At 55.4% G+C, this 21,437-nt stretch carries 23 protein-coding genes; 13 read left to right on the forward strand and 10 right to left on the reverse strand.

Annotated features, from left to right (window positions below; genetic code table 11):
* Positions 1–4: 4 nt before the first annotated feature.
* Both ACU5AY_RS08950 and ACU5AY_RS08955 read left to right on the forward strand, forming a co-directional pair.
* Complete coding sequence (locus ACU5AY_RS08950) at positions 5–709, forward strand: peptidoglycan-binding domain-containing protein (RefSeq protein WP_446828789.1); 705 nt, start codon at positions 5–7, stop codon at positions 707–709.
* A gap of 18 nt (positions 710–727) precedes the next feature.
* Positions 728–1,612 carry a hypothetical protein gene (locus ACU5AY_RS08955; RefSeq protein WP_446828790.1) on the forward strand — a complete coding sequence of 295 codons (885 nt, stop codon included), beginning with the start codon at positions 728–730 and terminating at the stop codon, positions 1,610–1,612.
* Between the two features lie 219 nt (positions 1,613–1,831).
* Here the strand turns inward: ACU5AY_RS08955 and ACU5AY_RS08960 are convergent, their stop codons facing one another.
* Both ACU5AY_RS08960 and ACU5AY_RS08965 read right to left on the reverse strand, forming a co-directional pair.
* Complete coding sequence (locus tag ACU5AY_RS08960; protein WP_446824411.1) at positions 1,832–2,134, reverse strand: hypothetical protein; 303 nt, start codon at positions 2,132–2,134, stop codon at positions 1,832–1,834.
* On the reverse strand, positions 2,134–3,003 hold the full coding sequence (locus ACU5AY_RS08965; RefSeq protein ID WP_446828791.1) for a phage integrase N-terminal domain-containing protein: 870 nt from the start codon (positions 3,001–3,003) through the stop codon (positions 2,134–2,136). The genes ACU5AY_RS08960 and ACU5AY_RS08965 overlap by 1 nt, the downstream gene beginning before the upstream one ends.
* A gap of 1,112 nt (positions 3,004–4,115) precedes the next feature.
* On the opposite strand from ACU5AY_RS08965, the gene ACU5AY_RS08970 reads away from it, so the two are divergent.
* Both ACU5AY_RS08970 and ACU5AY_RS08975 read left to right on the forward strand, forming a co-directional pair.
* Positions 4,116–4,562 (forward strand): transposase, encoded by a 447-nt coding sequence (locus ACU5AY_RS08970; protein WP_446828792.1) that lies wholly within the window; start codon positions 4,116–4,118, stop codon positions 4,560–4,562.
* A gap of 2 nt (positions 4,563–4,564) precedes the next feature.
* Entirely contained in the window at positions 4,565–5,191 is a 627-nt protein-coding gene (locus tag ACU5AY_RS08975; RefSeq protein WP_446828793.1) for a transposase, read from the forward strand.
* A 58-nt stretch (positions 5,192–5,249) separates the two neighbouring features.
* Here the strand turns inward: ACU5AY_RS08975 and ACU5AY_RS08980 are convergent, their stop codons facing one another.
* Both ACU5AY_RS08980 and ACU5AY_RS08985 read right to left on the reverse strand, forming a co-directional pair.
* The gene (locus ACU5AY_RS08980) at positions 5,250–5,930 is read right to left on the reverse strand and encodes a WbqC family protein (protein ID WP_446828794.1); all 681 of its coding nucleotides are present in this window, start codon (positions 5,928–5,930) and stop codon (positions 5,250–5,252) included.
* A gap of 18 nt (positions 5,931–5,948) precedes the next feature.
* On the reverse strand, positions 5,949–6,854 hold the full coding sequence (locus ACU5AY_RS08985; RefSeq protein ID WP_446828795.1) for a TauD/TfdA family dioxygenase: 906 nt from the start codon (positions 6,852–6,854) through the stop codon (positions 5,949–5,951).
* Positions 6,855–7,333: 479 nt separating this feature from the next.
* Here ACU5AY_RS08985 and ACU5AY_RS08990 point away from each other — a divergent pair, with 479 nt between their 5' ends.
* Entirely contained in the window at positions 7,334–8,254 is a 921-nt protein-coding gene (locus ACU5AY_RS08990) for a PIG-L deacetylase family protein (protein WP_446828796.1), read from the forward strand.
* A gap of 5 nt (positions 8,255–8,259) precedes the next feature.
* Positions 8,260–9,291 (forward strand): UDP-N-acetylglucosamine--N-acetylmuramyl-(pentapeptide) pyrophosphoryl-undecaprenol N-acetylglucosamine transferase, encoded by a 1,032-nt coding sequence (locus tag ACU5AY_RS08995; protein WP_446828797.1) that lies wholly within the window; start codon positions 8,260–8,262, stop codon positions 9,289–9,291.
* Positions 9,292–9,738: 447 nt separating this feature from the next.
* Here ACU5AY_RS08995 and ACU5AY_RS09000 read toward each other — a convergent pair whose 3' ends face one another.
* Positions 9,739–10,383 carry a recombinase family protein gene (locus ACU5AY_RS09000; protein WP_446828798.1) on the reverse strand — a complete coding sequence of 215 codons (645 nt, stop codon included), beginning with the start codon at positions 10,381–10,383 and terminating at the stop codon, positions 9,739–9,741.
* 281 nt (positions 10,384–10,664) lie between these two features.
* Between ACU5AY_RS09000 and ACU5AY_RS09005 the strand changes: the two genes are divergently transcribed.
* Positions 10,665–10,931 carry a hypothetical protein gene (locus tag ACU5AY_RS09005; protein WP_446828799.1) on the forward strand — a complete coding sequence of 89 codons (267 nt, stop codon included), beginning with the start codon at positions 10,665–10,667 and terminating at the stop codon, positions 10,929–10,931.
* 225 nt (positions 10,932–11,156) lie between these two features.
* Here the strand turns inward: ACU5AY_RS09005 and ACU5AY_RS09010 are convergent, their stop codons facing one another.
* Genes ACU5AY_RS09010 through ACU5AY_RS09020 form a run of 3 tightly spaced genes read right to left on the reverse strand, consistent with a single transcriptional unit; the run spans position 11,157 to position 14,499 of the window.
* A complete protein-coding gene (locus ACU5AY_RS09010) occupies positions 11,157–12,035 on the reverse strand; it encodes a plasmid partitioning protein RepB C-terminal domain-containing protein (protein WP_446828800.1) in 879 nt (292 codons plus the stop codon).
* Positions 12,032–12,925: a ParB/RepB/Spo0J family partition protein gene (locus ACU5AY_RS09015; RefSeq protein ID WP_446828801.1), complete on the reverse strand. Its 894-nt coding sequence runs from the start codon at positions 12,923–12,925 to the stop codon at positions 12,032–12,034. Before ACU5AY_RS09015 ends, ACU5AY_RS09010 begins: the two co-directional genes overlap by 4 nt.
* Positions 12,925–14,499 carry a recombinase family protein gene (locus tag ACU5AY_RS09020; protein WP_446828802.1) on the reverse strand — a complete coding sequence of 525 codons (1,575 nt, stop codon included), beginning with the start codon at positions 14,497–14,499 and terminating at the stop codon, positions 12,925–12,927. Before ACU5AY_RS09020 ends, ACU5AY_RS09015 begins: the two co-directional genes overlap by 1 nt.
* Before the next feature lie 65 nt (positions 14,500–14,564).
* Between ACU5AY_RS09020 and ACU5AY_RS09025 the strand changes: the two genes are divergently transcribed.
* Positions 14,565–14,924: a hypothetical protein gene (locus tag ACU5AY_RS09025; RefSeq protein WP_446828803.1), complete on the forward strand. Its 360-nt coding sequence runs from the start codon at positions 14,565–14,567 to the stop codon at positions 14,922–14,924.
* 306 nt (positions 14,925–15,230) lie between these two features.
* Here the strand turns inward: ACU5AY_RS09025 and ACU5AY_RS09030 are convergent, their stop codons facing one another.
* Together ACU5AY_RS09030 and ACU5AY_RS09035 are read right to left on the reverse strand one after the other, a co-directional pair.
* Entirely contained in the window at positions 15,231–15,632 is a 402-nt protein-coding gene (locus ACU5AY_RS09030; protein WP_446828804.1) for a helix-turn-helix domain-containing protein, read from the reverse strand.
* Between the two features lie 85 nt (positions 15,633–15,717).
* Positions 15,718–15,936 carry a hypothetical protein gene (locus tag ACU5AY_RS09035; protein ID WP_446828805.1) on the reverse strand — a complete coding sequence of 73 codons (219 nt, stop codon included), beginning with the start codon at positions 15,934–15,936 and terminating at the stop codon, positions 15,718–15,720.
* A gap of 227 nt (positions 15,937–16,163) precedes the next feature.
* Here ACU5AY_RS09035 and ACU5AY_RS09040 point away from each other — a divergent pair, with 227 nt between their 5' ends.
* The 5 genes from ACU5AY_RS09040 to ACU5AY_RS09060 all read left to right on the forward strand — a co-directional run bounded on the left by ACU5AY_RS09040 (position 16,164) and on the right by ACU5AY_RS09060 (position 21,425).
* Positions 16,164–17,534, forward strand: coding sequence for a hypothetical protein (locus ACU5AY_RS09040; RefSeq protein ID WP_446828806.1), 1,371 nt, complete (start codon positions 16,164–16,166; stop codon positions 17,532–17,534).
* A 40-nt stretch (positions 17,535–17,574) separates the two neighbouring features.
* Positions 17,575–19,170, forward strand: coding sequence for a hypothetical protein (locus ACU5AY_RS09045; protein ID WP_446828807.1), 1,596 nt, complete (start codon positions 17,575–17,577; stop codon positions 19,168–19,170).
* A gap of 134 nt (positions 19,171–19,304) precedes the next feature.
* Positions 19,305–19,514 (forward strand): hypothetical protein, encoded by a 210-nt coding sequence (locus tag ACU5AY_RS09050; RefSeq protein ID WP_446828808.1) that lies wholly within the window; start codon positions 19,305–19,307, stop codon positions 19,512–19,514.
* 70 nt (positions 19,515–19,584) lie between these two features.
* Positions 19,585–21,027 (forward strand): DUF2235 domain-containing protein, encoded by a 1,443-nt coding sequence (locus tag ACU5AY_RS09055; protein WP_446828809.1) that lies wholly within the window; start codon positions 19,585–19,587, stop codon positions 21,025–21,027.
* Positions 21,024–21,425, forward strand: a complete 402-nt coding sequence (locus ACU5AY_RS09060) for a sunset domain-containing protein (RefSeq protein WP_446828810.1) — start codon at positions 21,024–21,026, stop codon at positions 21,423–21,425. The genes ACU5AY_RS09055 and ACU5AY_RS09060 overlap by 4 nt, the downstream gene beginning before the upstream one ends.
* Positions 21,426–21,437: the final 12 nt, after the last annotated feature.

Raw genomic sequence — 21,437 nt, forward strand, 5'->3', positions numbered from 1 at the left:
CGTCATGCCAACCGGAGAGGAACTGCTGGCTCTTGCCAAAACCCGCATCGGGGAGAAATACGTCAACGTGTGCGTTCCCAAAAACAATCCCGACTGGCACGGTCCCTGGGACTGTGCGGAATTCGCGTCATGGCTCGTCTATCAGGTTGGCGGCGTCCTTTACGGATGCGTGGACGACGACGGCGATCCGGCACTCGTCGAAGCCTATACCGGCGCCTGGAAATCGGATTCCCAGAACCTTGGCCATCGGGTGTCCTGGGAGAAGGCCGCCAGTACGGTTGGTGGTATCGTGCTGCGCTACCCTCCCGCTCCGGGAAGCATGGGACATATTGCCATCTGTGACGGTAAGGGTGGTACCGTCGAAGCTATGGGAAAGGCCTACGGCGTCAAGGCCGGAAAGGTCAGCGGTCGGCATTGGGACACAGGCATCTTTCTGCCGGGCTTCGACTATGGAGACGCGGTGGATGGCCTGGACCTGCAGGGGCCAGAAATCATTTACGCGCTCGGCCGGCCGAATATGAAGAAGGCGGTCATATTAGAAATCCAGCACGCACTGGCTGACCTGGGAATCGATCCCGGCCCGATCGATGGTGAATATGGTTCGCAAACAGCCGCCGCGGTCGCGGCGTTCCAAACGATAAAGGGGCTGGTCGTTGACGGTCAGGTAGGACCGCAAACCGCGCGACGCCTCAAGATCGAGCTGCGCTGATTAGAGACCGGGTGCCGCATGATTCCCGATTTTGCCCGAACCCTTCTTCGCTGGCTCGCAACTGTTTGCGTGAGTGTCGCTGCACTTCTCGCATCAACGTGGCTGCTCTTGTTCATCCTTCACATTCTTGTGCCGTACCAAGCCATGGATCTGATGAACGCGACATTCGCAAGGTCACAATACGCTCTGTTCGAAGGGGTAGATCAGGCGCTGGGCTTGGGAAAGACCTTCAAAAAAAGCTCGTACAGGGTGCCGATGATCGGCAGTGCTCCGGAGACGTTGAAGTGCTTCGACGTGGAAGTTCAAACTGGACCGTCCGAAAGCCTTAATCTAGATGTCGAGGCCTTCGCCGCACTCGGGGTTACAGGGAAACCTGTGGCCATCAGTGCGATCCGGAATTTCGATGACCTGTACAGCGAGGTGGACAATCAGCTGCAGTCGTATAAGGATCAGCTTGAGCAGATGCGCAAAGTGGGTGCCCGATACACATTCGCGTTAATCGTACTGGGCTTCCTGATGACTGTAGTCTCGGCGATCAATTCCTCCGAATGGTCAAAGGAGCCCGGCGTGCGCTCCACCGCCATCCGCCTCGCGGCCATTGCCTTGCCTGCCCTGATCACCGCCATTACCGCCACGGCCGCTCTTTTTGCACCCAACGACAGCATCAGCCGCAAGTCGCAACTGGTCTTCAATCTCCTTACCCTTCAAGCCGAAATGAATGCGGCGATCAGTGCGTTACCCTGCCCCGTTAATGAAACCGAGACGGCGACGTTCCAGCAGTCTATCGCCGATTGGAACAAGCGCGCATCCACGGTCATCGCCACCGCTGAATTCCAGCCGGCCCGAGACCCTGCGGGCCAAGGCCAGCAGGAGATCAAGAGGGTGCAGCAAGTCGCACCCTGACCAGTGCCGGACGGGGACGGACACCCTCACAGCGGGTGCGGATGTGACGTTGAGAGACGCGGCTCCGCCACCCGGAGAGATGTCAATCCGGGTGGAAACAATGTCGTAGCAACCAGACACACCACAAGGCGGCCGCGACAAACCACAGCCGTCGTGCGAGAGGGCGTGTGGAGGTCAATCCCTGCTCGCACAACAGCCACAAGATGAACCCTTTGGGGATCACCAGTAGATCACCAGTTCGGGGTATTCGGTGGTTTGGCCGGGCCGGAACGGATCGGACTCGATGAAGGTGGGGCGCCACACATAGCGGAACTCCTCATTGTCCAGCCACACTTCGAGGGCACGGGCGGCATCGGTATCCGAGAGGTCGAACGGGTCATCCTGCTCGATGCGGTAGGACCGGTGGCCAAGGGCGGCCACCTCGTGGATGGCATTGGCCACCACGCCGGGGTTGAACAGCACATTGGCGATCTCGCGGCGCATGTCGGCCGCCATCGTATAGTAGCTTTCGGCGCGTTTCATCAGGAAGCCCTCCCAAGGTAAGTGTCGGTGATCTTCAGGCGCGCGTGGCCGAGTTCGGCCGAAATCTGCCGCCGCGCCGCCCGGTCGGCGTGTTGTTCCTTTGCGGACATCTCCGCCCAGCGCTTGCCGCCCGCCAGCGGGCAGAGCTGGCCGGTCAGCGTCCGGTAGCGCTCCTGGGCATAGTGGTGGCGCAGCCCGTGGGTGTTGCGCAGGCCCGCTTTCAGGGTCAGGTACTCGTAGCGTTTCAGCTGTTCGACATAGGTCAGGTCCGGCGGGATCAGCGAGCCGCCGCCGGCGACCCGCGCGGCGTTTTCCAGCGCCTGGCGCTGCTCCAGCGTGAGGATATCCAGGGCGCGCGGTCGCCCTCCCTTCGTCCAGCTGGCCTGAAGGACGAGCTGATCGGCGCGGAGCGCGAGATGCGGGCGGATCTTGATCGCCTCCTCGCGGCGCAGGCCGAAGGCCGCCTGCAGCAGCAGCGAGGCCCGCACATGCGGATCGCTGATGGATTTGCATTTCTGGAGGTCGAGGGGACGGGCGCGGTTGCGGGTCCCCTCGCCCCGCTCGCCCACCCCATACGGGGTGTTGTCGCGGTGGAGAAGCGCCGGCCGGTTGATCTTCTCCGCCCAGTAGCGCAGCCACGTCAGGCGGTTGCGGATCGTGGCGTCCGTCTTGTCGTCGTTCAGCCACTTCTCGACAAGGGCTTCAACATGTTTGGGTTTAAGGGAGGCCGCCGCCGGAAGCCGGTAGCCAAGGTCCCTGAGTTCGCCCGCCATCGCGGTCAATCCGCGTTGCCGGTTCGCCTGTGTGCCATAAGAGCCGTCCCTGTTGCGCCGGCACATGCGCACCAGGTCCATGGTCAAATCGTCCATCTTGCTCGCTTCCTCTTTCAAGGTCGGTGAGTGTTGATGGCCGATGCGCGCTCCGTAGAGGTCAGCGCACCCCGCGAAGGTCATTCGCGGCCATGGGCCGGAATGCGAACGTGAGTTCTCCTTTCATCGGTAAAAGCCTCCGTGGCCCGGTCGGGAGACCGGTCCGGTTCGGTTTGCCCTGTTGGGCATCCGGCGTCCGTCCGGACGTCGGGGTGTGGCCGCCCGGGCGGCGCACGTATGGTCTGAGCGGTCATGGCGCTCTCCTTTCGTTGGGAAAATGGTCGGAAAGATGGATCAGGCGGTTGCGTGATCTGGGGGGAGTGTGACGGCAACCAAGCGGCAAGCGCCAGTGTTTTCCGCTGGAAATGATGACGCCACGCGGCATAGGACGCGTCGTCGTTTGTCCATCATGTACGGTCACGTGCACAAAAGCAGGCGCTGGGCTTGGGTCCGGCGGGTCCGTCACTCCCCAACCGGTTGGCGAGTGACGGACCGCCGCCGCCCCGCATGTCGGACATCGCCCGTCCGAAGATCGGACGGCTCAGGCCCGCATGCGGGGCGCCGAATGGTGCTGGGGGGATTATTGGATGTTGTGGTTAGGGTGCTAAGAGGATTGAAGGGGAAGGCCTTCCCCTGCCTGCAACCCGCAGGGGCGGTTTTCCGTCACCCCTTCTGCGGGGACACCCCGCAACGCCCCTTGGCTAAGTGAACAAAAGGCGAGTTGCACCTTCGCCCATTTCATAGAAACCGCACAACAGCCTCTGCCCACTTCGCGGGGAGACAGTTTATTCCTTCTGCCGATCGCTTCGACACCATGTCCGTCTGCGCTTATGTGCCGTCTTCTCTGGAATACAGCGCCTTAAATGGTCGCATGCCCGAGAGGAGGCTGAGCCATTCATCTGGCTCCGATGTCTTATTTCCAAGCTTTGCGACTGGTCGCCGCAAAGCTGTTTGTTTGGAACTAGCCACTAGAACATCATGCGCGTCCGCTATGAAGGTTCACGGTCGGTTCGAACCTAGCGTACAAGGCTTTTATCAACCAAAAACAGCAAACTCCTTGTTATCTCTGGCGCTTCATGCGATTCTTTTCCCGATGATTGCGGGAGATCAATATGACTGAAATGATGCTGGCCACGCTTTCCAAAATTCGCACCACTCGAGACATGATCCTGGCATTCCGTGACGAAGAACATTGCCGCCGTTTGCTGGAAAGCATGGTCTGGCCGGATGGCAGAGTTTGCCCCGCCTGTGGTTACAAGCGCTCAATTGCGATTGCTGGCCGTGACATTGGCAAGCGCCGCGCGCGACCGGGGCTATATCAGTGCTCCAGCGGTGATTGCCGCTTGCAGTTCACGGTGACGACCCATACCCCGATGCATTCAACGAAACTGCCGTTGAGTACATGGCTCAAGGCGATGTGGCTCCTGTTGCAGTCGGACAAAGGTATGTCGTCGGTTCGACTTGCTGAAACACTTGGTGTCAGCCAGCCTACCGCGTGGCGGATCGGACATGCGCTTCGTCTCATGGTGGCGCGAAAACATGCTCGACGGAACGGTTGAGATTGACCATTTCTATCTTGGTGGCAGGCCAAGACAACAACGAGATAAACCGACATCAAGGAGAGGTCGCAAGGGCCAGGCGAAGCCGGAAAGACGCCCATCGTCGCGATTGTGCAGCGACCAGGCGATGCTTTGCCGGGTTCACCAGCTGGCGATATCCGTGCATCACCGTTTCAGGTTTTTCGTTGCGAGCGGCTGTTGGCGCGATCGCAAACCAGGTCGCGCGCGGTTTTCATCTAACAAGCGCCGAAGCCAAAGCATTTATGGCGATTGGCGAAAGCTTCGCCGTGCGCGAGACGGTCAACCACTCCAGTCGTGAATATGTACGTGGTCCGATGCATGTCAATTCAGTCGAAGCCTTGAACGCTCGGGTGCGCAGAACCATCGCCGGTGTGTTTCATCATATCAGGCCCGAACTCGCAGATTTGTATTTCCACGAAATGGGTTTCCGCTGGTCGCAGCGCATTGTTTCAGGCCAAGCAATGCGCAAGAACCGGAGCGGCAAGGCAAGTCTGAAAACCTTATGGTCACGCGAACCGCCCGCGCTGCAACTATTGCAGGTGTTCCGCTCGGCAACGGGATGCCAAATGCGACGAAGCCCCTCGGTGAAATTGTCATCAAATCAATAGTGGCTGTCTTTGGTTGATAAAGGCCGCGTACGATTTTTCGCAAATCCTGTTCCGCCACCTATATTAAATGAACTGCATCTCTACCCAAATTCATTAAAGCATCAAAGGACCACAGATGGGATCGGAACGAGCCTGTTGAGTCAAACTGACCATAATGCGGATGTGGATAGTCCTGCCACAGTAAATCTATTTCTTCTTGTTTAAATCTACCCTCTAGGAGATAGGACCTTGCGCCAACCCCACTCAAGTAGGCTTTCGCCCCAACCTTTTTGCAAATTTCTAAGACCAACTCCGTTTTTTTCTCACAAAGTTCACCCAATTCGGATGCTTTAATAACTGTTGTTTTGATATTAAATAACGACATTAACAAATAAAGTATATCCACGCAAAAATCTACATGTTTCGTCCTTCTCTTGAATATTACACTTTTCAATGGCGCCTCATATTCGCGCCAAAACGGGGCGCCCTTGTAGTTATTATTTATAATCGACCATATATTTCGCTGCCAATTATGATCATATGATATATATTTATTTTTAATAAATTCGTCATGATCGCTTTTTTGCAAAGGTATAGTTATCATACGCCTAGCACCGAAATGGGATATATAGTTTCTATTTTGCCACTCCTGTTTTACATATTGAGTCTCATCCAGGAGGACAAATAAGTCGACAGTCTTAACCTTATTTAAGTAACCGAGCCACGGGAACGCATGTGGTTGATGAATCGCTATCCTCATAAGTGCCATCCAAGAAGACTAAGTTATCCAGCCGTTCGCCGTCCTAATAAAACCCTGCCGAAGATATCGACGTTCGGAAGGAGAATAGGTGGACTGATTTTTCGCCAATGGTAGACGCCCATGAAAAACCTTTAGCTGGTTTATAAATAGTACATCCCCTGGCTGCAGCATTATTGAAAAAGAAACCGCTGAAAGTATCCGATCTACCATCTCTAGAATTGGGCGTTGAAGCGAATCCTTCGGAAGTTCACGCGGAAGCACCTTCCCAGAGAACCTGACCCTATATTGGCTATCTTTAAACTCCATCACCGAGAAGGGCCGTTTCTCGCGGCCAACGTGATCAAGGTTAAAAAACTTGCCTTCTGCGTACTCTCTTTTACTCAGAGTAAGGATTTCATCCGCCGAGAGTCTCGATATTAATGCTTCTACCCCCGCTAGCAATGAAGCGCCGCCGCCGCCTGGATCATTCCGGACGCAAGCTAGCACGACCACGTCGGGGGGAAACTCGACGTTAACGCCATCAATATGCAATGGTTGATAGCCGATGCCGCCAAACCGGTAAGGCTCGGCTTGCAAATCAACACCAAGATGCTGCCACGTCGGTAAATTTCTGACCATCCTAAAAGGAATTCCAACCAGACTTGACAGGAACGACAATGAACCTGGACAATCAACTACTAAGTCTTCAGGAGGGCATCCACTTAGGATAGCCCAGCCTGGGGATCGAGTTAGAAACAAGCGCTCTTGTAAGTAATCTTGTACCCTATGCGCATAAGCTGATGTGGCCAACAGCCGGTGAATTTCGCCTCGGTACTCTGGGGTTGAGAGTCCGCCCTCATCGAACGGATACTTCAGGGCTTCAATAGCTAATGTCTCTCTCAGCCAGTCTTCACTGAGGAAAAGGGAGTCTTTATGCTCAAACATTACTTTCTCAGGGTCAAATCTGGCATTGATGAAATTATTCCCTCTAGTTCACTAATTATTTTTTGCTTAGACATTGGCTCTATGGATTTCTTATTCTGCTCTTTGTTGCGAAAAATCATTGAAGTTTCGCGTAGAAACGGACTTTGAACCATGAGAGTGACAGCTCCTCCTGGGGATTTGCTCTCATGAATAATGTCGTGGTCTAAAAAATAAAAGTGCCCGGATCCTATAACGGAAAGTGACTTCGATTTCAGATTTACCCGGCCGTCAGGAACGAAACTGTAACCTTCTCCGCCGCCAATCGGGCCTATGGTAAACCGTTGAAAGGACGAACCTTCGCAAACCGCGAATGTTTCATTTACGATGGTGCCAGCAAGCACAAACGAGCACAAACGCCATGCATGGTTATGCTTATGACCGTCTGCGTGGCCAGGAATCCAGCTGTGGAGCCGGATCTCCCCAGTTGATTTGTCCGCTGAATGCAAAACAATCTTGTGGAATCCGTTTATGTGCGTAAAGGAGCGGGCGACGACCTCCGTAAGAAAAGCGTTGCTATTAAGGATGCGGTTAATTGTGGAATGCAGCGAAAAATTCGTGTCAAATTTTGCGACAACGTCGTACACCCATTGAGGGACCAGCGATGCAGATTTGTTCATTTGGGGCTGTTTTTAATTAGAGTGACGATGAATTTCTTACCAGAGCACACTAGTCGCGTTTTAGCAATATTTGCACATCCGGATGACGCCGAGCTCTCCTGCTTTGGCACGCTCGCGAGATTGAGCTCGCAAGGCGCGCAAATTTCTGAAGTTATCGTTTCAGACGGGTCTCGTGGAGGTCCTGCCGATCATAATGGCCGCTCGATTGCCCAAGTGCGGCTCGAAGAGGCACAGGCAGCCTTTAGACCGATTAATGCGAGCCTTTCGACATTAGGTTTTGCCGATGGAGATCTTGATTACAATCGAGAATTAATAAATTCCATTGAGACTATTAATAATATTATTGATCCGACTATGGTTATAAGCCATTATGCTAATGAATATAGTTCGGAGCATCAAGATCACATTGCTGTCTTTAGAGCTGTTAAGAATGTTTGTTTTAGAAAAAGTAACGTGAAAATATTTCTCTCATCCGAGCCAATAAATCTGGGTTCCGATTTTACACCTAACGTATTTATCGACATCACTGACCAGTTTGAACAAAAATGGAATGCTATTGCTTCTCACCGATCTCAGGCTGGCCGCTTTTATATGAGGCGGCCATATCAAGAAGTGCGAAGCACCGGTTGGGCCCAGAGAGCATTTCCGACAAATCAGGAAGTCGTTAGATATTGTGAGGCATTCCAGCTAGAGAAACTTCTCATCGGTGCTGGCAGTGACGTGCAGACAACTCGGGGAGATTAGATTGCATGGCTAAATTCGTGTTTGCAGGCGGTGGGAGTGCTGGCCACGCTTTGCCTAGCATAAGGGTCGCCCTCGAGATGAGGGCGCGTGGCGCAGATATCTTTTATATCGGCTCCGAAAACTCTATCGAGATGACACTATGCAAACGTCACGATATTGAGTTTTTTGCAGTTAAGACGGCAAAATTTGATAGATCCCGAAAACTGTCCGCCGTCGGAACAATTGGGGCAAATATAACGGGAATACTGTCTGTCCGCAGCATATTGCGACAATTAGACGTTGATGGCGTTTTCGCATCAGGCGGATTTGCTAGCGTGCCAGTGGTAATTGGGGCAAAAACTTCTGGAATAAAAAAAATACTGATTCACGCCTGCGATTTGACCCTCGGTTTGGCCAATAATATTTGTCTGCCGTTTGCTTCGGAATTATCGTGTACATTTGAACAAACAAAAGCTATATCGCGAAAGGCGTTCTTTTCAGGACCAATAGTTGATAGAAAATTGCTAATGAATAGGCCTAACTTAGTACAAGGCAAACCCGTTCTGCTAGTTTACGGCGGCAGCCAGGGCTCGCAAGCAATAAACTCCAAGATCAGACGTGATATACATATTATTCTCAAGAAATTCGATATTATTCATTTGTGTGGAAGAGGAAACCTTGATGCTAGCCTTGAAAATACTCCTGGATACGAGCAATACGAATATGTATTCGATTTTCCTGAGATCCTTATGAGGAGCCATTTAGCAATTTCACGTGCCGGTTCTAATTCGTTATGGGAGTTAATTTTAACAAGGACACCTCATCTGGCTGTTCCAATTCCCAAATCAGTGAGCCGGGGTGATCAACATGAGAACTGCAAGTACTTCGCTTCGAAGGGCGTCACAACATGGCTTGAACAGGAAGAATTCTTGAAGTCGAATTTACCTGAGCGCCTCATCGAAATTCTCTTGTCGTCAGACACCATCGTTGATCACATGGTGGCGATGACCCCTGATAAGCCCGCTGTATCGCGCATTGCAGAGATCTTGTTACAATGAAAGCTCGTGGCCGCTGGTGGCTCGTCGCGATTGGTCTGCCAAACTGGTCACACGGGTGCCGAGAGTTTGAAGCAGATGCTGTCTCAAGCCGTGGAATACGCCTGATTGTGATCTGAAAATGATCCCGTTTGACAGATTGAACGAGAACTCCGGCCAGATGATGGTTCCTCCATTTGGGGATACTATCGTCGTTCGTGTATACCTACGATCCGGCCGCTCTGTCGACAGCCAAAGAGAAAGTAGTGGTTCGGGACCACTGGCAAACGGTGCGTGACCTGCCGGAATCTCTCTACCGTAATGATTACTGTTCTTGCCCTGCCCCTTTTATCATAGCGATAAGGTAGCGCGTCGAATGACGACCGCCATGCCCGCGTGCGATCATTGACCCGCCGGTGAATCTGGCGGCCATGTTCTTCCTAGGCAAGGAGTGCGGCGGCAAACGACTGGTCAGCTAGATTCACGACCGGACAGGCCGCCACCCCTACTCTGAGGTATCGCAACGCCGGTCTCCCGAGTGGCCGCCGGTTTCTCGTTCTTTGGCAGCACACGCAAAATCGTACTCTCGCTAACCCCAAAATCCTTCGCTATTGTCGCACAGGATTGGCCAAGAGCGCGCCACTCGAAAATTTTCTCGCGCTCCCGTGCCCCAAGCTTGGGCTTCCGCCCAAACCGGACGCCGCGCTTTCGCGCCAGTTCACGTCCGTGCGCCGTATTCTCCAGAATCCGCCGCCTTTGCCACCTTGCGGCCCAGCCTACAAGGAACATAAGCAGGTCCGACAGTTCCGATGTGGTGTCGATGAACGGTTCATCGAGCAGCCGGAGCGCCGCACCGGCATCTTTTACCGCCTGAAGGATGTTCAGCATGTCGAGCGGATCGCGGGCGATGCGGTCGGTCACCGTCGCCAGCACCGTGTCGTTTGGTCGGAGCAAAGCTAGCAGCTTCTCCAGTTCCGGCCGGTCACGGTTTTTGCCGCTGCGCTTTTCCTGAAAGATCCGGGTGCAACCGGCGGCCTTCAGCTTATCGATCTGGTAGGAAAGGTCCTGCCCCTGCGTGCTGACACGGGCGTAGCCGAGGATACGAGGGATGGTCATGGATAGGTCTCCATTTTGCGAAACCACCCTGACGCCCACTTCGTCTTGCTATGTTGATGTTTTGGTCTGTGCGTCCAGCCTGTCAAAACTCACGAGTTTTGCAACACCAAAACCCGTATTTTAGACATATTGAATCTACAGGGTTTTCCGTATCGAAAACCCGCGAACATGTGCCGTTTCGCCCTTCTTCCCTGCCTCCGTCAAAACTCGTGAGTTTTGACTATCCCTTTCGTGTCAGGGCCGGTTTCCGGCCGCTTTGTCCTCTTGCGAAAGGTTCTCCCATGTCCGCATTCCACCGTCCCATGGTTCTGTCCCTGCCATTCGTGCTATGCCTGATCGGCCTGTTTATCGGTATCCTTACCCGTCCCACCGTTCCGCTGCTGGGTGCCATCCCGCTGGACGTGCTGTTCAGCGGTGTAGAAGGCGACCAGCCGCTGGCACGCGAGCTGTGGGGACACCTGCTGTTCACGGCGGGTATCGGCTTTATCCTTGGCGGTATCGCCATGTTCGTGGTGGGCAAGGCCCGCAACATCGCGCTCTCACGGTAATCCACATCCTGTCCAGCCCTCTTGCCGGGCCGCCTTCAAGCCCCTCGCGGGGCTTTTCTTTTACCGGGAAGACAGGGAGTTATGCGGAACGCGCGGGCGGGGCCGGTCGATCCCGACTTGCCCTGCGGGCCGCTTTGCTGAGGCTGCTGCGGCTGGCCTTTTCCGATGTCAAGCGTGAGCGGGTGAGATCGAAATTGGGAATTTCCGGCGCTTTGGGTTGTTACGTCACGCTGCCTTGCGCATTTCGGTGATCTTCTGAAACTCAGCCAGAATCTCGGGGTAAAACTGGGCCAGAAAACGTACGACCCGCGCATTACCAAGCAACTTGTTCACATAGCCGACAGCGAGAACAAGATTGAGGTTATCGGTGCCGTAGTCGGCTTCGATAGCCTTGAAATCCCGATCCAGAGTGGCGCTTTCCCGTTCCATGAGATTGATCTGCTCCTCGCTCAACACCCCTTTCTTTCGTTTTGGGCGGATCAGCATGGTGTCGGGGGTGGCTGCCACAAGAGATTGCGCATAGGTGATCGAATATCTGTTCATCGCGATCATGAGCTGTGCGGCCTCAATCTGGCGCATGGGCTTCATTTTCTTAAGCTCGGCCATCGTATTCAGAGGCACGTGTTTTTCCTTCAAGAGGTCCACAGCTTCCGGACACATGCCATCCAGCAGGTTTTTCTTGTGACGGATGCTGGAAATATTGACATTGAGCGCTCGTGCAAGCCGTTCTTCCGGAACACCCTTTTCGATGGCCCTGAGGATCATCCGGTGTTCCTGGATCGTGGCCAGCCGGCTGATCCGGCGATTATAGGTAAACGCCTCGTCCTCCGTTGCGACGAGGCAAACCACGTCCCTCTCTCCGTTTTTCGCCAGTATATCGAGACGTAAGTGACCGTCGAGCAGATGAAATTTCTCCGGTTCGACGCGATCACGGATAACGACCGGTGGCTCAATGATTCCGACCTCCGCGATCGAAGCTGCGATCTGGGCGTATTTGACTGACTTCAATGCGGCCGCGCTTAACTGCTTCAACGGCAATATTTCCCCAAGCGGGATACGCAAGCTGGTATTTTCGAACGAAAGCTGCACCGGGGTTGACTTCATTTCACGGCACTCCTCTCGTCTGTGACTCTTCTGGCAATTCCCTCGGGCAATGAAACAAGCCCCTCTTCGGCGAGCAGTGCGGGAAAGCGGTCGTCGTCAAGCAATCGCCCAAGCGCCATACCGATGAAGCTCAGACGCGCCTTTGCCGTTTCGGCTCGGCGTATCATGACACGTTTGCGGTCAACATCCTCCTGAAACGCCTGCATCAAACGCTCGGAAGACATCGCGCGCGGAAAAGCCTTGTTCTTCGATTTCAGGCCTTTGCCCTGTGCCCGTCGTTGTTCAACTATGCGCTTTGCAGTCAGAAGCTTTTTTCCGCGCAAAAGCTTTCGCTCATAGGCAACCTGAAGCGCTGCCTGGATATCGTGATCTTCCGCCTCCGCGATCTCCAGCGCGACACTGAACGGGATTTGACCGGCCTCGACAGCACGAAGAAGGCGTTCCTCACCTCCTTCCAGCAAGCGGATGACCGCATAGACATATTCAGCGGACAGATCCGTCATGCGCGCGATCTCCGGCACACTGTGACCGCGCTTTTTCATCGCACCAATATCCTGGAGCAGATCAATGGCACGATGTTGCCGCCGCGCGCAGTTCTCGACAAGGCTCGCGACGAGGCAATCCTCCGCGCTGGCGCTGACGACAAGTGCCGGAACCAGATGTTGGCCCAGCGCTCGGAACGCCTCAAGGCGCCCTTGACCACACACGAGGTCGTAGTGCAACTCACCCGCCTCCATGCGCTGCGTCACCGTTATGGGGCGCTTTAGCCCGATCTGCCCTATATTGGAGATGATTTCCCGGAAGTGCTTCTTGTTGCGAAGCCGAGGATTAACAACAGTTATGCGGTGGATCGGGATCATCTCGACCTTTTGCGCTGGAACAGCAACCATCAAGCAATCTCCTGCAGTAATCGGCGCGCGCACAAATTATAGAAGCGCGAAAGGCCGTCGACACGGTAGGCGTCAAAGGACAAACCATTGAACTCGCAAAGCCGGAGGACGGCATCGTGCATGTCCAGAATTGGTAGAAGATAGTAGTCCTGCGGATGGAGATTGCCGGGAGCCATCCGAACAACGACGGTGACGTCGGGCCTCAGTTCCGTGTCGAGGCGAACCTTCCATCGCAATGAGCCGGCGGCCGTCTCGATGCAACGAACAATGATAATTGAAGCCGTGAACTCGCAGTTGATCGTCAACATGTCACCGCTCGGTGACTGATCGGCCACACCGCCGACTGACTGTATGCCTTCGATCACCTCGGCCATCAGGCCGGGATACATTCGCCGCAGTGCGCGATTTATTTCAAGGTAACGATAGTCGCGGCCCGGCAGAAATCCGACCAGAGCATAAGCGCGGAGTAAACTTCCAAACCGGTGAGAGTAAGAACTGCTGGACGGGCAGTTTTCGGCCTCGTCGATAATCAGACCTGAAAGGTAGCCCTCACGTTCCAGAATTCTGGCCAACTTGGCGAGCATCGCATCGTCAGTTAGGCGCGCATCCCTTGTTTGTATGCGTTTTCTTGCCCCATCGAACAGCTCCACGGGAACAATGCCCTCGAACGCCCTGTCCGAGCGGATCCATTCCGACTCGGCATTGGTCACGTGAGCTTGCTTCAGCTTGAACGAGGTACGGCCCCAGACATTGTTACCAATGTATTTCTCATTGATGAGGACCTGGTGCACTGTCCCACGTGTCCATGGTCGATCAAGGTCTGTCAGAATGCCCTCCCTGTTCAGACGTTCGGCAATTTCCTGTTCGGAAAGTCCATCGCTTACGAAAAGGCTATAGATTCTCCTGACCGTCTGAACTTCGGTATCCGGCCCGCGAACAAGAATGACACGGTCCGTCGCGATACTCTTGTGCTCGCCACGGCGAAGTAACCCCTTCGGCTCGCCGTTTTGATCGACAAGTTGACGCCGCAGACCAAACCCGGCAGCGCCGCCCTGACGAAATCCAAGACGGATCAGGTTTGCTTGTCCGTTGAACACCTTCACCGACAATTCGCGGCTGTACTCACCGGCCATGGCGCGTTTGACAGTCTTGATGATGGAAGATCCCATACTTCCGTCGTTGGCGAATTGCTCGGCACAATAATGGACATGAATGCCGTGCCGTTTGCACCGCAATTCCACCTCCGCCGCTTCATCGGGATCTTGAAAGCGGCCCCAACGGCTCACATCATAGACCAGCACGGCTTCAAAGTCGGCCTCGCCCTGGCCAATTTCGCTAAGCAGACTTTGAAGAGCGTCTCGTCCGGCCAAGCGCAAACCGCTTTTGCCTTCATCGGCATACTCGCGAACAATCTCGAAGCCATGCTTTTCAGCATATTTGCGAATGACCGCAATCTGATTGTCTGTGGAGTATTTCTGATGCTCGGTGGACATGCGAACATAGGCGACCGCAGGAATACCCGTCCTGACAGGCGGTGCTGTCTCACCGCTTTTTTGTCTCCAGTCGATAACCATCACATATCAACAACTGATCACCGGGTTGCCGCTGTGCGGGAATATACAATGAAAGGATGTGCAACATGGTTCCGATTTCAGGCACAACTGTTCCCCAAGGGGATCGTACGCTCCAGAAGCTGTATGCCAAGACCATCTCACAAGCATTGCAACAAGAACTTGGGCAAAGCGCCCGCGCCACCAAAACGATCATGAAATGGACGGGGGCGAGTGAACGGGCGGCGCGATATTGGCTGCAAGGCTCCCGCGCTCCGGGCGGTTGGCAACTCGTGTTGTTGGTGAAGAATTCGGATGTCGTTCTTCGAGAGATTCTGCGGATGTCGGGGCGCGACCTCCATGAATTATCCCTGGAGCTTGACATTGCCGAGATATCGCTGAACCGCGCGGCGGCAATGGTTCACGCCCTCAGGGCTGCAACACATTGAAACGGGCAAGCCGAATGGTTTACCCGCGGTGATGTCGAGGAGATACGGAACGCGCGGGCGGGGCCGGTCGATCCCGCCTCGCCCTGCGGGCCGCTTTGCTGAGGCTCCTGCGGCTGGCCTCCTTCCGCCCTTCGCGTGACGAGAATGCCCGACATCCCGCCTGCGGCGGCGCGATGCTGATGTCTCCGATACTCTTCATTGTTTCTGACGGCAGACCGTTCGGGGAACACTCTGGCTCAGGAGCTCACACGTCTGTCGCCGGCGGCAGATGCCAACACAGATTATGTCGAAGGGCTGACCCGGTTATCAGGAGGCCTTGGAAGCCGCCGCTTTGCCCGCCATGTGGTCCTTGTCGGCCACGGCCTGCAGAAACCCCCGAACAGCTTGCTTCACCTTCGGCGACTGGATGCTGTCGTAAATGCGTGCAAACGCGATGGCATCCGAACTGAACGGGACAATGCTCTCGACATTGCCTTCATTGTCCGTTCCCAGGAACAAGGTCGCAATCCCAATCCCGAGAAACTCCGCAATCTGGTGAAGCCGGCTTGCGGATATCCGGTTGGATCCTTTTTCGTACTTCTGAACTTGCTGGAACGTAATTCCGATGGCGTCAGCCAACTCTGTCTGACTAATGCCTTTTTGCGTGCGCAGGATGCGGACATTGCGTCCTACGATGACATCAACTTCATGCGGATGTTGTATCGGCATCGCGGTTCCCCCTCAAAGAACAGATTTCCGATGATATGCTGATACGCTCGAACAATTCAATCCGATACAACCGGATTGCATACTTTTAGTTGTCGCTGCTTCCGTCGCTCGGGATATGTTTACTGTTGGGGCGGCTTGGAGGCGCCTTTAAATCTTTGCCGGAGGCTTTGAGCGCATCCGCATCGTTCTGCCTCGCATACATCGCCCGGACCAGATCAAGGGTCTCGGCTTCCGGCGTTCCCTTCCGGAACTCGTTGCGGATGCGGGCACTGAGCATGTGGCCAATGTTTTTGGGAACCGTCATGGAGTCTCCCTGTCTCCGGCAACCGCGAGATGTCGTTGTGAAGTGTACGTGAACGGGTTGCGGCACGCCATACGTGCATGACATTTATCAACTGCCCAGTGCGCGCGTCCCGGCCTCCCCGCGTTCGCACACCCGCTCAATTCTGAGACATCATCGTCAGTGATTTACAATTCCCGGTTATTGGACTTAAAGTTGCGTTAGTCTTGGCGAAGTTGGGGACCGTCGCTATGAAGATATTCATCCTTTCGATCTTGTTTGTTGTTGGCGCGTGTGCCGGATCCGCTTTTGCGGACTGTCCGAAGCCAACAGACGCCAGCTACGAAGCGGCGGCAACAGCATTCTTCAATTGCTCCAGTTCAAGGCCTTTGAAAGGCGGCGAAGGCGAGCGGAAGTTCCAGATACATTACGACTTCCCTCAGACCATGCCGGACAACACGAAGCTGCCATGGCTCGCGATCGATCCCTTCAAGGATCCCGCAGGCTACATGAATGCGATCCTCGCCTATGTCACCAAGGTCAATGCGCGCCCGGACATCGACTGGCGCATCGAGGACAACAAGCTAGAGCATTGGTGCGATGCTCCTTGGTTCTTCATGCTGCGGGAACCTCTGCACGGCATGACCAGCGAACGCTGGTCGCGGCCCCTTGAATTGCATGCCCTCCAGAAAGACTGGCAGCAGACATTCGCGGTGGGTATCTACAATGATGTTGCCTGTTACGGCTTCGGCCAGATCTGGGGCGACCCGACCTTCCCGAAAACGAAAGACTTCGCCTTTGCCAACGGCGCGCTGGGGATGAAAATGCTCTTCACCTCAGCCCCTGCCTCACAGGTACCGTTTCTGGCCGGGTCCAAGGAATGGCAGGTCGCCGCCGGCAAGGACGGCAGCATCATGACGATGCGGTTGCTGCAGATGGACATCTCGGTCAAGGACAAGCGCTCGCCGAATGGATGGTTTTTTGGAACCTTCATGTACGACGCCACCCAGCCGGGTGATACACCCTACCAGCGCCTGGCACCTGTCGGACTGATCTGGGGCAGCGATCCCGATCTGACCGCCACTACTTATCTGCAGAATGCGATGGTTCCCCAGGAAAGCTGGGTAAACCCAACGGTTGCGGCACGCTTTTATGCATTGCCGCGGCAGCATCTCGGTCTGTTTGGACGCACCAATGGTCCGGTCGATAACCCCAAATCTGCCTGCATCACCTGCCACCAGCGCGCCCTGGATTGGGGCCGGGCCGTGCTCCCGAAAACGCCGGAAGCTGCTCAGGCGGACGAACTTATGCCGGATGTGCCGAATGATCCCTATGACGAAGTCGCGACGAAGAAGTACTTCCACAATATCGGTAGTAATTCACCGGTCGCCGACACGCAGTCACTGGACTACGTGCTCCAGGTTTCCAAAGGCATTGCTGCTTTCCGCAACTGGGTCGCGACCGATTTTCCGGACTATGCCGACAAGACTACCGACGTGACACCCTATCCGTTCAAGACGGCGGAAAAGGCTGGTATGATGGCGCCGGTAACGAGTGAAGTTCCAGCCGGCAAATCCGGCATTGACGTGAACGATATAACGGGTGACATGTTCACACGATAATGCCGCTACCGGCATCGACAACACGCTGTGGGAAATGCCCATGCTGTCGCTGAACGTCTTCGGCAGGTTGCAATTGCTGGATGATGCCGGAGCCGATGTGACTCCGAAGAGCAAGAAGGCACGCGCTCTTCTGGTCCTTCTGGCGTTGACCAAAGACCACATCCGGACGCGGACCTGGCTTCAGGACAAGCTCTGGAGCGATCGGGATACGAAACACGCTTCCGAGAGCCTGCGTCAGACCCTGACAGGCCTTCGCAAGGCGTTGGGGGCGCACGCCACGGTGCTGCGGACCGACAGGGAAACGGTGGGCCTCGACACGCGGCTGTTTACCGTCGTCTACAATCGATCTGTTGTTTCGCTCGCAGGAGACGACGAGGAAGAAGCGTTCCACGGCCTAGACATCAAGGACCCTGAGTTCGAGGACTGGATTCGCGATCAGAGACTTGCCTTGACCGACGGCATGGGGGCGGCTCACGTCCCCAGCGTGTCACCTCACAAGCCACGCAATCCGGCTATCTTCTTCACGTACAAGACCGATTTGCATCCCGACAGCGAAATCCTCCTGCACGATCTCCTCTCTCTGACCACGACGTCCCTGCTGGATTTTTCCGATTTCAGTATTTTCCAGGCGCCGGGCGACGTATTGCCGACCGCGACGGCGCAACCTCAGCGCGGGATCAGTGTTTCGCTTGTCGCCATGCGGAAGCCTGGGCAGGTTCATATCTCGGCGACAATTTATCACCCGGCGTCAAATCGGATCTTCTGGACACAGAGCTTTCTCATCGCCGTTAAAGAAGGCGACGACGACCGCATCCATCCTGTTTGCGCGCAGCTTGTCGAGGCCATCCTGTCGACACTGCGTCAACGCCATGACGCGCTCGCCATTCCGAACTGTGCGGCGCTGCTTGCCGACAAGGCCAGAGGCCTAATCTTTCAGTTCGACAAGAAAAGCCTCGCAGAAGGTGATCGGTATATCCAATACGCCTACGAGTACGAGCCACGTCCGCAATACCTGGCATGGCGGGCATTTCTTCGTAACATGGCCAATTTCCAGCACCGTGACACCGGCTTCCTCGACACTCCGGTTGATGTCGCGGAAATGGCGCAGGAAGCAATCCGGCAGGCCCCGGGCAGCGCAATCGCGCTTGGCGTCGGTGCCCACATCGAATATCTCTCCGGCGGTTCCCATCGCAGTTCGCTTCAACTAGCCAGTCGTGCCGTCGGATTCGATCCCCTCAACGCGATCAATCATGCGGTTCTGTCCAACACCCGACTGGTTCTCGGAGACCTTAACGGGAGCCGAGAATCGGCACTAACGGCTCTGGCCTTGGCCGGAGCCGGTGAACACCGCGCCTATGTCGAGTTCTTCTGCTGCATGGCGGCGGCCGCACTCAGCGACTATCAGGCCGCTATCGATCATGCCGAAGCGGCATTGATCTTACGTCCATCGTTTCGCGCACCCTTGCGGTATCTGGTGGCGCTCTACAAGCAGGCCGGCATGCTTGCGGAGCTCCAGCGCGCCATCGGGAAGCTCCGGCAGCTTGAGCCGGACTTTTATCTCGAACGCTTTCTGGACGATGACTATCCCGTGACGACGATGCGGCGCATACGCCTCATTGAGGCCATCGCGCGCTAGTGTTTGCACACAAGCGATTGTCTTCTTAGTGGAATCGCGAGGCGATCACGAATGTTTCTCGCAAAAATCACGAAGAAATCACGCACACCTGTTGTGTTGCGAATGCTGGCAATTGGGACGCATAGGGGGCCGCAATGAGCGAACAAAAAGATCGCAGCGAAAACAGCATCACACACCATCTGGAGTGCGCATTGAGCTTGGCTTATGCCGAGGACAAGGCGCTGCTCATCTACCTCATCGACATGGCGCTAATGGAGAGCAAGGGTCTGGACGTCCAGTTAAAAACGACGGCGCATAAGGGTGAGGACAAAACGCGGACACCACACCTGACCATCATCAAGTAGTCCGACGCGCAATAGCAAAGTCCGCTCCTGCTCTGATCGTAGGCTGAGGATAGGGAACCAGGGGGTGGCGTTGGCGAAAGACATCCTGATATTTTCGGACGGCACTGGCCAAATTGGCGGCATGCGGCCGGACCAATGCTTGTCGAACATCTACAAGATGTACCGCGCCATGCGGCCCGGTCCGGACTCACCCATCTCCCCCAAAGAGCAGGTTGCCTTCTATGATCCCGGCCTCGGATCCGGTGAAAATGCGGGTACCCTGCTGGATCGCATCCGACACGCCGTCGAAGCCGGGGTTGGAGATGGCATCGATGACAACGTTATCGATTGCTACGCGAAAATCATTGCCTATTATGAGCCTGGCGACCGGGTATTATTGTTCGGGTTTTCACGGGGAGCCTACACCGTCCGCTCCGTGGCGAATGTCATGAACCTCTGCGGAATACCTACTCGTATGCCGGACGGATCAGCTGTCCCCCGATACGGTCCGGAATTGCGCAAGATTGCCACCGACGCTGTCAAATACGTCTACAACCATGGGGCTGGACGCCCCAGAGGCGATGAACCCTATTACTCCCAGCGGGAGGAGAAAGGTCGCCGGTTCAGGGCCAAATACGACTGCGCAGCAGAAGGCGAAAAAGCTTCTGAACAAGGCAATGTGCAGCCGACCTTCGTCGGCGTTTTTGATACGGTCGCGGCCCTCGACAGCAAGACCGTTAACACCATCACCAGCGTTCTCGCCGCAATACTGCTGACGCTCGTTTTGGCCGCGTGGTTCTACGGTTGGCCTTGGTATGTCAGGGCGGGACTGACCATCGCGCTGGGTTTGGCTGCCTACCGTGCAATCCTCATTCTCATGTCAGCCTGGAAATACTTCTCACCCGACCCCGACAAGCCGCTGAAATTCTCCAACCCTCTCGATTGGTGGGCAATCTACAAAAACGGTCATTGGGCGACCTGGAGCAAGAAAAACTACGATCGTTACCTCGATTCCGATGTCATGCACGCACGTCATGCGCTGTCGATCGATGAGAGCCGCGCGGATTTTCCAAACGTCGCCTGGGGGAGTGCCGCTGAAGCGGAGAAGACCAATGGTCGCACACCCGAGTGGCTGAAGCAGGTATGGTTTGCGGGGTGCCATAGCGACGTTGGCGGAAGCTATCCCGAGGACGAATCCCGGCTGAGTGACATCGCACTTGGCTGGATGATTGAAGAACTGAAAGAATGCGTGCCGAGCGTCCATATTCGCGAGGACCTGCTGATGCGATGGCCGGACCCTGCGGGCCTGCAGCACGCAGAGGTCTATTTTTTCACGCTCGGTCCCCTGAAGATTAAGTGGCGGACCAAGCCGCGTTCCATCAATCCACAGGCCACCCTCCACCCTTCGGTGCTTGAGCGATGCAAGGGGGGCGAGGTCCCGCAGCTCGGACTATGCAGGCCTTACCGACCCGATCAACTTGCCGGGCATCTGAACCTCAGCGAATTTTATGCAACCGGCAAGGACCAGGCATGAGGTTCGGACGCGTGCCTCGCCGAGGTCGACGGTCTTCCACTATCGTCAAGGGGCCATGGCGCTCCGGCCGGAGACGGTCACTCGTTCCCCTGCTTTTGGGGGGTGCCGTTTTTGTCGGCGCCGGCCTTGGGGCCGTCATGCCGGATGGGGTGGGTCAACAGGCGAGGAATATGGGTGATGCGACCGTCACGATTGCCGACAATCGAACAGCGTCGCCACATGCGCCTTCCGACTGCGTGATCAAAGGCAATATCAGCATCAACTCCGGCAAACGCATTTATCACGTGCCGGGACAAAAATACTATCAGCAGACGAAAATCAGCCCTGAATACGGGGAAAGATGGTTCTGCACGGAAGCAGAAGCGCAAGCGGCCGGCTGGCGACGGGCACGACAATAAACAGGGCATTTT

Source organism: Rhizobium sp. PAMB 3174, from assembly GCF_052908375.1.

What these genes read in the sequence shown, in the direction of transcription:
- ACU5AY_RS09060 (WP_446828810.1), top strand. Translation starts at nt 21,024, where the DNA reads ATGAGGTTCGGACGCGTGCCTCGCCGAGGTCGACGGTCTTCCACTATC.
- ACU5AY_RS09010 (WP_446828800.1), bottom strand. Translation starts at nt 12,035, where the DNA reads ATGAAGTCAACCCCGGTGCAGCTTTCGTTCGAAAATACCAGCTTGCGT.
- ACU5AY_RS08970 (WP_446828792.1), top strand. Translation starts at nt 4,116, where the DNA reads ATGACTGAAATGATGCTGGCCACGCTTTCCAAAATTCGCACCACTCGA.
- ACU5AY_RS08965 (WP_446828791.1), bottom strand. Translation starts at nt 3,003, where the DNA reads ATGGACGATTTGACCATGGACCTGGTGCGCATGTGCCGGCGCAACAGG.
- ACU5AY_RS08990 (WP_446828796.1), top strand. Translation starts at nt 7,334, where the DNA reads ATGCAAAACAATCTTGTGGAATCCGTTTATGTGCGTAAAGGAGCGGGC.
- ACU5AY_RS09020 (WP_446828802.1), bottom strand. Translation starts at nt 14,499, where the DNA reads ATGGTTATCGACTGGAGACAAAAAAGCGGTGAGACAGCACCGCCTGTC.
- ACU5AY_RS08960 (WP_446824411.1), bottom strand. Translation starts at nt 2,134, where the DNA reads ATGAAACGCGCCGAAAGCTACTATACGATGGCGGCCGACATGCGCCGC.
- ACU5AY_RS09040 (WP_446828806.1), top strand. Translation starts at nt 16,164, where the DNA reads ATGAAGATATTCATCCTTTCGATCTTGTTTGTTGTTGGCGCGTGTGCC.
- ACU5AY_RS09015 (WP_446828801.1), bottom strand. Translation starts at nt 12,925, where the DNA reads ATGGTTGCTGTTCCAGCGCAAAAGGTCGAGATGATCCCGATCCACCGC.
- ACU5AY_RS08980 (WP_446828794.1), bottom strand. Translation starts at nt 5,930, where the DNA reads ATGAGGATAGCGATTCATCAACCACATGCGTTCCCGTGGCTCGGTTAC.
- ACU5AY_RS09005 (WP_446828799.1), top strand. Translation starts at nt 10,665, where the DNA reads ATGTCCGCATTCCACCGTCCCATGGTTCTGTCCCTGCCATTCGTGCTA.
- ACU5AY_RS09050 (WP_446828808.1), top strand. Translation starts at nt 19,305, where the DNA reads ATGAGCGAACAAAAAGATCGCAGCGAAAACAGCATCACACACCATCTG.
- ACU5AY_RS08950 (WP_446828789.1), top strand. Translation starts at nt 5, where the DNA reads ATGCCAACCGGAGAGGAACTGCTGGCTCTTGCCAAAACCCGCATCGGG.
- ACU5AY_RS09030 (WP_446828804.1), bottom strand. Translation starts at nt 15,632, where the DNA reads ATGCCGATACAACATCCGCATGAAGTTGATGTCATCGTAGGACGCAAT.
- ACU5AY_RS08955 (WP_446828790.1), top strand. Translation starts at nt 728, where the DNA reads ATGATTCCCGATTTTGCCCGAACCCTTCTTCGCTGGCTCGCAACTGTT.
- ACU5AY_RS09035 (WP_446828805.1), bottom strand. Translation starts at nt 15,936, where the DNA reads ATGACGGTTCCCAAAAACATTGGCCACATGCTCAGTGCCCGCATCCGC.
- ACU5AY_RS09025 (WP_446828803.1), top strand. Translation starts at nt 14,565, where the DNA reads ATGGTTCCGATTTCAGGCACAACTGTTCCCCAAGGGGATCGTACGCTC.
- ACU5AY_RS08995 (WP_446828797.1), top strand. Translation starts at nt 8,260, where the DNA reads ATGGCTAAATTCGTGTTTGCAGGCGGTGGGAGTGCTGGCCACGCTTTG.
- ACU5AY_RS08985 (WP_446828795.1), bottom strand. Translation starts at nt 6,854, where the DNA reads ATGTTTGAGCATAAAGACTCCCTTTTCCTCAGTGAAGACTGGCTGAGA.
- ACU5AY_RS09000 (WP_446828798.1), bottom strand. Translation starts at nt 10,383, where the DNA reads ATGACCATCCCTCGTATCCTCGGCTACGCCCGTGTCAGCACGCAGGGG.
- ACU5AY_RS09045 (WP_446828807.1), top strand. Translation starts at nt 17,575, where the DNA reads ATGCTGTCGCTGAACGTCTTCGGCAGGTTGCAATTGCTGGATGATGCC.